General features: G+C 39.4%; 8 protein-coding genes. 3 read left to right on the forward strand and 5 right to left on the reverse strand.

Annotated features, from left to right (window positions below; all coding sequences use genetic code 11):
• Positions 1-2 precede the first annotated feature (2 nt).
• Positions 3-305, reverse strand: a complete 303-nt coding sequence (locus DK861_RS04465; protein ID WP_006535308.1) for an urease subunit gamma — start codon at positions 303-305, stop codon at positions 3-5.
• Positions 306-326: 21 nt separating this feature from the next.
• On the reverse strand, positions 327-1,163 hold the full coding sequence (locus DK861_RS04470) for an urease accessory protein UreD (RefSeq protein WP_109399351.1): 837 nt from the start codon (positions 1,161-1,163) through the stop codon (positions 327-329).
• A 493-nt stretch (positions 1,164-1,656) separates the two neighbouring features.
• Between DK861_RS04470 and DK861_RS04475 the strand changes: the two genes are divergently transcribed.
• The gene (locus DK861_RS04475) at positions 1,657-2,547 is read left to right on the forward strand and encodes an AraC family transcriptional regulator (protein ID WP_072063753.1); all 891 of its coding nucleotides are present in this window, start codon (positions 1,657-1,659) and stop codon (positions 2,545-2,547) included.
• A 2-nt stretch (positions 2,548-2,549) separates the two neighbouring features.
• Here DK861_RS04475 and mtgA read toward each other — a convergent pair whose 3' ends face one another.
• From mtgA to arcB, 3 genes are all read right to left on the reverse strand, one after another.
• Complete coding sequence (gene mtgA, locus DK861_RS04480; protein ID WP_072063754.1) at positions 2,550-3,251, reverse strand: monofunctional biosynthetic peptidoglycan transglycosylase; 702 nt, start codon at positions 3,249-3,251, stop codon at positions 2,550-2,552.
• A gap of 20 nt (positions 3,252-3,271) precedes the next feature.
• Positions 3,272-3,922 carry an isoprenoid biosynthesis glyoxalase ElbB gene (gene elbB, locus DK861_RS04485; protein ID WP_109399352.1) on the reverse strand — a complete coding sequence of 217 codons (651 nt, stop codon included), beginning with the start codon at positions 3,920-3,922 and terminating at the stop codon, positions 3,272-3,274.
• A 237-nt stretch (positions 3,923-4,159) separates the two neighbouring features.
• Positions 4,160-6,496, reverse strand: coding sequence for an aerobic respiration two-component sensor histidine kinase ArcB (arcB, locus tag DK861_RS04490; RefSeq protein WP_072063756.1), 2,337 nt, complete (start codon positions 6,494-6,496; stop codon positions 4,160-4,162).
• 673 nt (positions 6,497-7,169) lie between these two features.
• Here arcB and gltB point away from each other — a divergent pair.
• Both gltB and DK861_RS04500 read left to right on the forward strand, forming a co-directional pair.
• The gene (gene gltB, locus DK861_RS04495) at positions 7,170-11,630 is read left to right on the forward strand and encodes a glutamate synthase large subunit (protein ID WP_109399353.1); all 4,461 of its coding nucleotides are present in this window, start codon (positions 7,170-7,172) and stop codon (positions 11,628-11,630) included.
• A gap of 9 nt (positions 11,631-11,639) precedes the next feature.
• The gene (locus tag DK861_RS04500; protein ID WP_109399354.1) at positions 11,640-13,037 is read left to right on the forward strand and encodes an FAD-dependent oxidoreductase; all 1,398 of its coding nucleotides are present in this window, start codon (positions 11,640-11,642) and stop codon (positions 13,035-13,037) included.
• The last annotated feature ends 153 nt before the right edge of the window (positions 13,038-13,190 follow it).

A 13,190-nucleotide genomic window follows, 5' to 3' on the forward strand; every position in this document is an offset into this window, starting at 1 on the left:
ACCTACACAATAGGATCATGGATAGAAACAAGTTTTGTACCATCAGGGAATGTACATTCCACTTGAATGTCTTTTATCATTTCTGGTACACCTTCCATGACTTGTTCCGCTGCCAAAACTGAGCGTCCTTCACTCATTAATTGGGCAACCGTTTTACCTTCTCTCGCCCCTTCCATAATGGCGCAACTGATAAGTGCAACCGCTTCAGGATAATTAAGCTTGAGCCCTTTCGCTAAACGTCTTTCAGCAACAAGGCCCGCTGTAAAAAGCAGTAATTTATCTTTTTCTCTTGGTGTTAATTCCATTTCTGCTCCTAAAATTAACGATTATGTCGCCCATATACGAGGCGGCTCAGGGCAATACCCTAACCAGTGTTGTCTGACGGTTTGCCAAACTTGAACAAAACACGCCATCATCGGCTCTGTTTGGGAGCCTAATAACCGTAAAACTAAAATACCGTCTATATCTGTTAAGCCATATTCAATGGCATGATCGTAAGAAGCTGAGAAAGCCTCGATACTTTGTTGAATACTGTTTTTTAATTCGTCCGTTGCGGGATAAATATAAAGCGACCCCAACATGGGAAATTCACGCATTGCGGCCGATCTTTTTTGTAAACCATCAACAAAAAGCGATTCTGTTAATGTCAGCTTTTCATCAATATAGAAATTAAAACGTCCTTTAACACTGCCATTTTCGAACCATTCATTTAAAACAGGGCGACCAAAGCATTGGATTTCCCAGCCAATAAATCTCGACGTAGTTGCAATATGAATATGCGTTTCTAGGCGAACTTGGGCTTCAGGAAAAAAGATATTCTCCTGAGGAAGCCACTCTAAAAAACCATTCGGTGCGACCTTTAATGTTTGAATCTGATGAGCCACACCACCAGCACTACGGTAAAACTTAGTCGCCCCAGGTGTTGTGAGCAATGCGTGCGCTTGGGATTGCACATCAATATTAATCAATAGGTTATCGCCACCAACCACACCGCCTGGGGGATGAAGTAAATAAGTGTGTGCAATACCTTGCTCAGGATAAAAAGGACGCTGAACCATTAATGGGCCGATATGACGCTTTTCTGTAAGACGCGTGACTTCGCGTTTTACTTCATAGCGTAAAGCGATTTCAGCAAGCCAACCCTTCCCTGAAAAGTCAGACATACTCACTCCTGCCAACTCGGCAAAATTATCAATAAATCAGGAAAATGTGTGAATAATACAGCGCTATCCATAAGATTGAGTCATTCAAAAACAAATAGAAAATAAGCTAATGAATGTTGGATAGGGTGTGGATAAAAGACAAACAGTGATACCCTAAGAACAGAATAATCGCCTTTGTCTGTGACGCGCGATTCTACACCTTATTAAGAAAAATGCGTTTTGAATAAATAACAATTTATTTAGAAAAAATAACACTGTTTAAAATTAATGTAAAAAATGAACAAATATCTATATTGTCTTGTTTTATCAACAAGATTATATTCTGTTTCACTCTTATTCTGCTTTGCATGACAACACTAATTTAAACTAGAATAATCTTTCTATTTATTATTCTAGACGTGGCTTATCAGTTTATACAACTAATGAGCTAATTTTGAGTATTGTTCATTTAAGCAAGATGAATGCTTAACTTGCCTACGGTATATCGAAGATCATGGAATACAAACACATCCTGTCCTCTAACCAAATGTCTTTAAAAACGTTTTACATCGAAAACCCGATGATAGCGATGGTTAGTGGCGCAAAAGGTACGATTTGCATCAATGGGCAATCTATTGATGTATCTAGTCATTTAACGCTTATTATTCCGAAATACAGTCAAGTGTCTTGCGATATAGTGAATCAATTTACGCATAAATCGATTGAACTACACACTCTTGTATTATGTGAAACAGAACTTCAATCTGTTTTCTCTTTACTAAAACCTTTAATAAAATCTAGCTCACCACTGACAAGCCATCTTCCTGCTTACCATTTATCGACGCCTGAAGTGATAAAAAGTAATTTTGGAATTTTAAAACAATGCTTACCACTACCACATGGCTCTCCATCTCAAGAAACCATGTTTATGCAGCAATGTTTATTTTTTATTTTGATGGCGGTATATCAAGAAGGTATCGATATTTTAAATATCTTCCGATTTAACTATGATGAGCCTAAGAATCAGGCAATTACGCATTTAATTACGCAAGATCCGCAAAAAAAATGGCATTTAGAAGATGTCGCTAAAACGCTTTTCACAACGCCATCAACGTTACGCCGACATTTAAGTAAAGAAGGCGTTTCATTCTGCCAGTTATTACTCGATGTCAGAATGGGGATTGCATTAAATTACCTCACGTTTTCTAATTACACTGTTTTTCAAATAAGTCATCGCTGTGGTTTTGGCAGTAATGCCTATTTTTGCGATGCTTTTAAGCGCAAATACGGCATGACACCTTCACAATTTCGTGTGCAGTCTCGCCAATCTAACGATCCTTCTGCAATAACGAAGCTATCAGAAAAGATTGCTGAACCTAATAGAAAAATATTTCAAACCTTATAGAGTTATGACAAATTATTTTTCTTTAAAAAGCTAATTCCACCCATTAGCCGCATCTGATTTAAGATCCACTGTTGTCGTTTTAGGGTGTAAGCAGAAGGTTTATTTACGTGATAAATATGCGGATTAGGTAATACTGCGGCTAATAATGCAGCTTCATAACTTGTAAGTTGTTTTGCGGGCTTTCTAAAATAGTGTTGAGAAGCCTGCTCTACGCCAAAGATCCCATCACCAAACTCAACAATATTTAGATATACCGTTAAAATACGTTTTTTTGACCAAATAAGCTCGACAACTGGCGTCATTCCGGTCTCGAGACCTTTTCTAATCCAACTACGACCATCCCATAAAAAAAGATTTTTGACCGTTTGCTGAGAAATAGTCGATGCTCCACGTAATGTTTTACCATTGTTATAATTTTTTTTGAAAACTTTCTCAATAGCATCAAAATCAAATCCCCAATGTTTGGGGAAATTTTGATCTTCAGATGCAATAACGGCTAAATACATCACAGGAGCTATCTCTTTCTCACTGACCCAAGTGGAATGTGATACATAAGAAAAATCAAACTCACTCCAAGCAGAAATTTGTCTTTGAGCCATAACAGCAGAAAAAGGCACAGGTAAAAAAGAAAACAGCACAACTGTTAACAACCATAAAGCAATTAAAATAATTAATAGTTTCTTTAACTTTCTCACCAGTACCATCTGCTGTTTTTACCTACTCTTTATGCCATCTCAAGGACTTTCTTAACCAGTTTCTCAATCCCCACCTGTGCTTGTGCTATAGATTGTGCAAGCATATACGCAGGCGTAGTGACAACACGATATTTTTCATCGACAACGATATCATCAACAGGGCAATCTATATGGACCCCTCCCATCTTTTCAATTGTACGAGCGGTCTCCACGTCATTCCCAATTGTTAATTTTACTGGAGAATTTAACATTTTTGGTAACATTACAGGCGCAATACACATTAGCCCTAATGGTTTATTTTGCTGATGTATCGCTTGTACAAATCTTAAGAGATCTTTGTTAATTTCACAGTCACTTCCTTTTGTTGCGAAATTACACAAATTCTTAGCAGCACCAAAACCACCAGGAATAATAACAGCATCAAAGTTTTCAGCCTTTGCTTCTGATAAAGGGGATATTTTACCACGAGAAATACGAGAAGATTCTTCCATCATATTCCTTTTTTCTGATTTTTCTTCACCTGTAATATGATTAATTACAGTTGGTTGTAATTCATTAGGTGAAAAATAATGAACTTCAGCATTATTTTGGCTCAAAGCAAGCATTGTGAGCACTGATTCATGGATTTCACTCCCATCGAATACACCACAACCACTTAAAATTACCGCAATTGATTTCATATCTTTCTCCGTTTGTAGTAGATTACTAGTTACCCATTTATAGGTGTAAACACCAATCGGCATCACATATTTAAATGTTTCTTGTAACAAAAAAACTTATCTTTGCTATTTTGTTGCATGTATGATGTATGGAATAGTTTCATCCTATTCGCCTATGTAATGAGAATCAAAAAAAGCGGATAGAAAAGTTTCCCTGGTGTTGGCGCAGTATTCGCGCACCCCAACCTTCGGTTGGGGTTATTTTTTTCTAGCCCCTGCTAACCAGTTTCTTAAACTTTCCACATCCTTTCTCCAATCCTTTCCTAGCTCATCTACCCACTCTTGCACATTGTCCCACCAAGCAGGTAATTCCGGTGATTGGATCTGTTTAGCGAGTTGCTGTAAATGTTTTAAACCAATAGAACCTGCTGCACCTTTGATTTTATGTCCTTCCTCAGTGATGCCTTTCTGATCGCGCGCTGTCAGATTAGATTCAAGAACTGACATATAACTTGGCATCATCTTTTCAAAAACATCTAGACCATCAGTGATTAATTGAGGTCCTACGAGTTCGATGTACTGATTCAGCATGTCTATATCTAATAATTCTTCATTTTTATTCAACAATTCCGATGACTCATTACATGGCATAGAAACCGCACCATCTCCCCAGAATTTATTGATAATCGCGGTAAGTGCGTCCACAGAAAGTGGTTTGCTTAGCACATCATTCATTCCCGCATCCAAATACTCTTTTTTGTCTTTCAAAACATTTGCTGTTAAAGCGATAAGAGGAGGAAGTTCATTGCTGTCGAATTCTTGACGTAATTTTCTTGAAATATCGAACCCTGTCATATCGGGTAATTGAATGTCTAATAGCACTAAGTCATATTCATCAGGCTTAAACATCGATAACGCTTCTTGCCCTGTCATTGCTACATCAACGGTATTACCCAGTTTTTCTAAAACAGAACAGGCCACGATCACGTTAAGTTCAATATCTTCAACAAGCAGAATATTTAAAGCTGGTAATAAGAGCTCATCATCACTATCGATATTGTGATGTTCTTCAATAGCAGGAGCGACGATAGAGAGGGTAAAGGTAGACCCCTCACCTAACTCACTCTCAACACGAATATCACCGCCCATATGCTGTGCTAGGCGTTTTGAGACAGCAAGTCCGATACCCGTTCCCGTTGCAGAACGACCACCTTGACTATCATTGACTTGATAGTACATGGCAAAGATCTTCTCAAGCTCACTTTTAGGAATACCAATCCCGCTATCTTTCACTTCAAAGAACAACTTATCTGGCGCTTCTTGCCAAATACGTACTTTGATTTCACCTTCTTGAGTAAACTTCACCGCGTTACCAATGAGATTCCATAAAATCTGGCGTAATCGAGTCCCATCAGAAGTTATCTTATGCGGTAGCGTTTCTTCTGCTTCAAGCGTGAATTTCAATCCTTTTGGCTGTACTAACAGTCCAGACAGATTTTCTAAATCAGAAATAAATTCAGTGAAGTCAATTGGCTGGTTATCTAACTGAATTTTTCTACGCTCAATTTTGTCCATCTCAATCACGTCATTAAAAATATTACCCAACGTAATCGCACTCACATGGATAGTTTTTAAGTAATTGAGTTGTTCTGGTGAAAGCTCGGTATCCAATAAGATACGGCTTAATCCAACAATACCATTTAGCGGTGTACGCAATTCATGGCTGATGGTTGAGATAAAGGTGGTTTTATCACGACTCGCATTCTCTAACGCGTCTTGATAGCGCTTACGCTCTGTAATGTCACGTCCAAAACCCATTAAGCCATGACGCTTACCAATACGGTCATAAAACGGCACTTTACGTAATTCAAAACAGGCTTTTCGCCCATCAGGGTAAACCAGCCACTGCTCATAGGTAAGTGAGACATTGTGACGAAAAACTTTCTCATCGGTTTCCATCACTTTTATCGCAATATCTTCGTCATACACATCAAGCGGTGTTAAACCAATAAGCTGCTTCTCACTTTTACCTGTCAGTAATTCTGTTGCGCGGTTACATCCTGAAAATTCATTATCTTCATTACGGTAATAAACTAAATCAGGAGAAGCATCTAGAAATGAGCGTAAAAGTGAGGATTGTTGTTCAAGCTCGATTTGCGTCAATTCACGACGCTTCATTTCACTTTTTAGTTTTTCTAGTAGTTCAAGGTGCGCTTTTTCAACTTTTTCACGCTCTTGAATTTCCAAGTTTAATTGCTCAATATTCTCTTTTAATTGAGAGTTAAGCTCTAAGTCTCGCTGGCGCATTACGCCTAGTTTATCCACCATACGAGATAAACGACGTCGTGATTCTTCCAGTTGTTCAACGACAACTGAAAGAAAATAGACAGCCCAAGGCGTAATAATCAGTCCAAAGAAAATAGAGCGAACAAGGTCAATACTGGTAACATCACCTGCAAGCAAGAATGTCACCGCCATTTGAACAACCATCGCTAAAACAACTAATGCAGAAGCTAACAACAATGAGAAGCGAATTAGCCCCAGCCTCATCATTAAGTCAACGTAGTATTGGGCAAGCCCTTTGAGCAATTTCATTGAAAACTCCAATATATTGAATCTATGGAATGATAACCCAAAAATGAATTGGCGCAGTGGCGAACATTCAGAAATCTTGCTACGAACAGTTATTTCTCATTACTTTGTTTGATTTAATCCTCTATTTTCTCTCAACAAGCCTATCTAGGACATGTGCATTCATAAGAATAATACAAAACCAAGTAACATAATCGGTAGCTATACCCTCGATAAATAGACCTTATTATAAAAAATGCAATTTGTCTTTTTTTATACAAAATGTATAAAAACAATAAAATTCCAAATTTAATACATTCATCAGAATAACTCACTGCTCGTTTTTATCATTAAAGGATGAGATAAAGCTAAATAGCTCAAATAAAGTGATATAGCTCACATTAAAAAATCGTTCCCACACCATTTTAAAATAGAATAATTTACCTATTAATCAATGTGTTAGAATAAAACACTCCTTACCTATTTTATCTCAGTCAAATCTTTCTACACATTGACCTGATTTTTATTTATCGATAAGTTTAAAAGGCATAGCAGAGCAATATAAAAAACACACCAAGCTAGGCAAACACAATATCACCCAACTGAACACCCATAAATTTACCTACATACTTTGAGCCAAAACGTTCCTTTTGCGCTCTTTTTTTGAGGTGCCCAGTAAACCAAGTAGGAAGCAAAAATGCTCTATCAAAAGACACAGGAAAAAGACAATTGTGGATTTGGGTTGATCGCGCATATTGAAGGACAAGCCAGCCATAAGATTGTCAGAAATGCCATACATGGTCTCGCCAGAATGCAACATCGTGGCGCTATTCTTTCTGATGGCAAAACCGGTGATGGTTGCGGATTACTCTTACAAAAACCAGAGCGTTTTTTCCAATTAGTTGCACAAGAAAAAGGCTGGCGTTTAGCAAAAAATTACGCCGTAGGAATGCTATTTTTAAGCCAAGATCCTAATATTGCCAAACAGTGCCGTCTCATCGTCGAAGAAGAGCTACAACGTGAAACGCTTTCCATTGTTGGCTGGCGCAAAGTTCCTATTAACACTGAGATTTTAGGCAGTATTGCTCTTTCTTCTCTTCCTTTAATCGAACAAGTTTTTATTAACGCACCTGCAGGCTGGCGGATAAGTGATATTGAGAGACGACTCTTTGTTGCTCGTAGACGCATTGAAAAACGCATTACTGACAGTGATTTTTATATTTGCAGTCTTTCTAATTTGGTGACGGTTTATAAAGGCCTCTGTATGGCCATCGATCTACCTCGTTTTTTTACCGATCTTGCTGATCTACGCATGGAATCTTCAATTTGTTTATTCCACCAGCGTTTCTCAACGAATACCACTCCCAAATGGCCACTTGCTCAACCTTTTCGTTATTTAGCGCATAACGGTGAAATTAATACCATCACAGGCAATCGCCAATGGGCGAGAGCGCGTGCCTATAAATTCAATACGCCACTGATTCCAGATCTACAAAGTGCATCCCCTTTTGTGAATGAGAGTGGCTCAGATTCAAGTTCACTCGACAATATGCTAGAGCTTTTTCTCAATGGTGGTATGGATATTGTTCGTGCTATGCGGTTACTCGTTCCTCCAGCATGGCAAAATAATCCACAAATGGATGATGATTTACGGGCATTTTTTGATTTTAACTCAATGCATATGGAGCCTTGGGATGGCCCTGCGGGCATTGTATTATCAGATGGTCGTTATGCTGCATGTACGCTAGATAGAAACGGTTTACGTCCTGCTCGTTACGTTATTACCACAGATAACATCATCACTTGTGCTTCTGAAATTGGTATTTGGGATTATCAGCCTGATGAAGTGCGAGAAAAAGGACGAGTCGGTCCCGGTGAACTGATGGTCATTGATACTCATCAAGGGCGCATTTTGCACTCAGCCGAAACTGATGAGGATTTAAAAAGACGCCATCCTTATAAATTGTGGCTAGAACGCAATGTCAAACGCTTAACGCCATTTGAAGAGTTACCAGAACAACAAGCCACAGGGCAACGCGCCTTTGATGACACTTTATTAGCCACTTATCAAAAACAATTTGCCTATAGCCAAGAAGAGCTTGAAAGCATTTTGCATGTGCTTGCAGAGAACGGGCAAGAAGCCACAGGTTCAATGGGCGATGACACTCCATTTGCTGTACTTTCTCAACGCCCTCGCCTGATTTATGACTATTTCAGACAGAAATTTGCGCAAGTCACAAATCCTCCGATAGATTCATTAAGAGAAGCCCATGTCATGTCTTTAGCGACCTGTATTGGACGCGAGATGAATGTGTTTTGCGAAGCGGAAGGTCAAGCACATCGGCTGAGTTTTAAATCACCTATTTTGCTTTATAGCGATTTCCAACAGCTTATTAATCAAGAAAATCCTTATTACCAATCCGTTCATCTTGATATCACGTATCAACCCACAGAAGGCAACCTAGAAACAGCATTACGCCAATTATGCGTAACAGCACAACAGGAAGTTCATCGTGGTGCAGTATTACTCATTTTATCAGATAGAAATATTACTAAAGAGCGACTACCTATTCCTGCGCCTATGGCCGTGGGCGCTGTACAAAAAGCGTTGGTCGATAATAACTTACGCTGTGATGCTAATATTATTGTTGAAACGGCCAGCGCTCGTGATCCCCACCATTTCGCCGTATTGCTCGGATTTGGTGCTACAGCTATTTATCCTTATCTTGCCTATGAATCTTTAGCGCAACGTGTTGATAAAAAAATCCTGCAAGCAAGCTATGCTCAAGTGATGCTGAATTACCGCAACGGCATAAATAAAGGATTGTATAAGATCATGTCCAAAATGGGCATTTCAACCGTTGCCTCTTACCGTTGCTCTCAGCTTTTTGAGGCGGTCGGATTAAACGATAACATTGTTAACCTCTGTTTTGCTGGTGTTGATAATCGGATTAATGGCGCTGACTTTAGTGATTTTGAACAGGATTTATTTAATCTATCAAAACGAGCCTGGTTAACTCGTTATCCTTTAGAAGCAGGTGGATTATTAAAATATGCACATAAAGGTGAATACCATGCCTACAATCCTGATGTCGTTCAAGCATTACAGAAAGCTGTAAATAGTGGGGAATATACCGACTATCAGCACTATGCAAACCTTGTGCAACAACGCCCAATTACAACATTGCGCGATATGTTAGTGCTTAATAACAAGACAACAGCCATCTCAATTGAAGAAGTCGAACCTGAAACCGAATTATTTAAACGCTTTGATACTGCGGCGATGTCAATTGGCGCATTAAGCCGAGAAGCTCATGAAGCACTGGCGCAAGCGATGAATACTTTAGGAGGATTTTCAAATTCAGGTGAAGGAGGCGAAGATCCAGCTCGTTACGGTACTAATAAAGTCTCACGTATTAAACAGATCGCCTCTGGTCGTTTTGGCGTGACCCCCTCTTATTTAATGAGTGCTGATGTTTTACAAATCAAAGTCGCACAAGGCGCAAAACCCGGTGAAGGCGGACAACTTCCCGGAGATAAAGTGACACCTTATATTGCGCAACTACGTTATGCCGTACCCGGTGTGACCTTAATATCGCCGCCACCTCATCACGACATCTACTCCATTGAAGATTTAGCACAGCTTATTTTCGACTTAAAACAGATCAACCCGACTGCACTGATTTCTGTAAAATTGGTTTCAGAGCCCGGTGTAGGCACCATTGCGACTGGTGTTGCCAAAGCTTATGCAGATTTGATCACCATCGCAGGTTATGACGGAGGTACAGGAGCAAGCCCTTTAACTTCCGTAAAATATGCAGGTAGCCCGTGGGAACTTGGCTTAGTTGAAACTCAACAAGCGTTAGTGGCAAACGACCTACGCCATAAAATTCGTTTACAAGTCGATGGTGGATTAAAAACAGGTCTAGATATTATTAAAGCGGCTATTTTAGGTGCAGAGAGTTTTGGATTTGGTACTGGGCCAATGGTGGCACTAGGCTGTAAATATTTGCGTATTTGTCATTTAAATAATTGTGCAATGGGTGTAGCAACCCAAGATGAAACGCTCCGCCGTAACCATTATCACGGATTACCAGAACGCGTTATTAACTACTTCCGTTTTATTGCGCAAGAAACTCGTGAGTTAATGGCATTACTTGGCGTGAGAAAAATCACCGATTTAATCGGTCGAACCGACCTGCTTTCATGCCTAGAAGGCGTTAGCAGTAAACAACAAAAACTCTCTTTAGATGGATTGTTAGAAACCGCAACGTCACCATCAGGTTATGCACTTTATTGTCAGGAAAACAATAATACTTATGATAAGGGCGAATTAAACCAACGCATTGTTACTCAAACCCTTCAAGCCGTTGAGCAGCAAAAAAGCCAAACCTATTATTTTGATATTCGTAATACTGACCGTTCTGTTGGCGCAACGTTATCTGGCATTATTGCTAAAAAATATGGCGAAAGTGGTTTATCTGCCACCCCGATTAAACTTCATTTTACAGGAACAGCCGGCCAAAGTTTTGGTGTCTGGAATGCTCAGGGCGTTGAATTAACCTTAGTGGGTGATGCTAATGATTATGTTGGTAAAGGCATGGCAGGAGGTCGTATTGTTATTTCCCCTCCTATTGGCTCTGCCTTTAAAAATCACCACGCCACGATTATGGGTAATACCTGCCTTTATGGTGCCACAGGTGGAAAACTTTATGCGTCAGGTTTAGCTGGCGAGCGTTTTGCTGTGAGAAACTCCGGCGCGATAGCTGTAGTTGAAGGTGTTGGCGATAACGGCTGTGAATATATGACTGGCGGTATTGTCTGCGTTCTGGGTAAAACAGGTATTAACTTTGGTGCGGGAATGACGGGTGGATTTGCCTATCTGTTAGATGAAGATTCAACATTATCACAACGGATCAATGCCTCATCTATTGAGTTGCTTCCTGTTGCATCCTTTGCCATTCTCGCTGAACATCTACGTGGCATGATTGCAGAGCATGTAAGATTAACAAGCTCACAGCAAGGTGAAATGTTACTTTCACAGTGGGAATATTGGTCACAACACTTTAAATTAGTTAAGCCCAAATCCAGTGATGTCAATGCGTTACTCGGTCACCCTCGTCGTTCATCCGCTGAATTACGCGTTCAGGCACAATAGGAGAATATTATGAGTCAGAATGTGTATCAGTTTATCGACTTAAATCGTATTGAGCCGACCAAAAAACCATTAGCAATTCGTAAGATTGAGTTTGTTGAAATCTATGAGGCTTTTTCACCACAGCAAGCCTCTGCGCAAGCTGATCGCTGTTTAGGCTGTGGTAATCCATATTGTGAATGGAAATGCCCTGTTCATAATTACATCCCTAACTGGCTAAAGCTTGCAAATGAAGGGCGCATTATTGAAGCTGCTGAGCTTTCTCATCAAACCAACAGTTTGCCTGAAATTTGTGGTCGTGTTTGCCCTCAAGATAGACTGTGTGAAGGAGCCTGTACACTTAATGATGATTTTGGTGCCGTCACAATTGGCAATCTTGAACGTTACATCAATGACACCGCTTTAGCACAAGGATGGCGCCCTGATCTTTCTCACGTCACAATGACCAATAAAAAGGTCGCGATTATCGGCGCAGGCCCTGCGGGCCTTGCCTGTGCAGATGTTCTTATTCGACAAGGTGTAAAACCCGTTGTTTATGATAAGCATCCAGAAATTGGAGGATTACTTACGTTTGGGATCCCCTCTTTTAAACTCGAAAAATCACTGATGATCCGACGTCGCGAATTATTTAGTGAAATGGGTATTGAGTTCTGCCTTAATACGGAAATAGGCAAAGATATCGCCCTTAATACCCTAATAGCACAATATGACGCTGTATTTCTAGGATTGGGCACTTATCACAGTTTGAGCGGGCATTTTCCTAATGAAAATGCTCATGGTGTTTATAGCGCACTACCTTATTTAATTGGTAATACTCGTTATTTAATGGGATATAACGAAGATCCTCAAACACCTTATATTGACCTTAAAGATAAAAATGTTGTGATATTAGGAGGTGGTGATACGGCAATGGACTGTGTGCGTACAGCAATTCGGCAAGGTGCAAATAAAGTGACTTGTGTTTATCGTCGTGATGAAAGCAATATGCCGGGTTCAAAACGCGAAGTAAAAAATGCTAAAGAAGAAGGTGGAGAATTTTTATTTAATCTTCAACCTATAGATATTGAAGTCGATAATCAAAATAAAGTGGTCGGTATTCGTGTTATTAAAACTCAAAGCGATAAAACATTAACACCGATTGAAGGAAGTGAGCACCTGTTATCTGCCGATGCGGTTATTCTGGCATTTGGCTTTAAACCTGCACATTATCCATGGTTAGATGAAAATAATATTGAATATGCATCTTCAGGCAGAATTATTATTTTAGATAATAAAGAAATACCAAATCAAACAACAAACCCTAAAGTGTTTGCTGGAGGTGATATTGTACGAGGCTCCGATCTTGTGGTAACTGCAATAGCAGAAGGAAGAGAGGCTGCCGAAGGCATATTGCGATATTTATCATGTTAAATATTTTTTGTTTTCGCTATTTAAAATAACAATTTCTCCTGTTTATTATCCCATTTAATTTAAGTGGGATAATTTTTCAATACTATCGGTAAAATTAATAAATAGTATTTAAGGATAATACAAATATCAGACAAAAATCATTCTCATTAGCAT

It is taken from the genome of Proteus sp. TJ1640, from assembly GCF_003144445.1.
Taxonomy (GTDB): Bacteria; Pseudomonadota; Gammaproteobacteria; order Enterobacterales; family Enterobacteriaceae; genus Proteus; species Proteus penneri.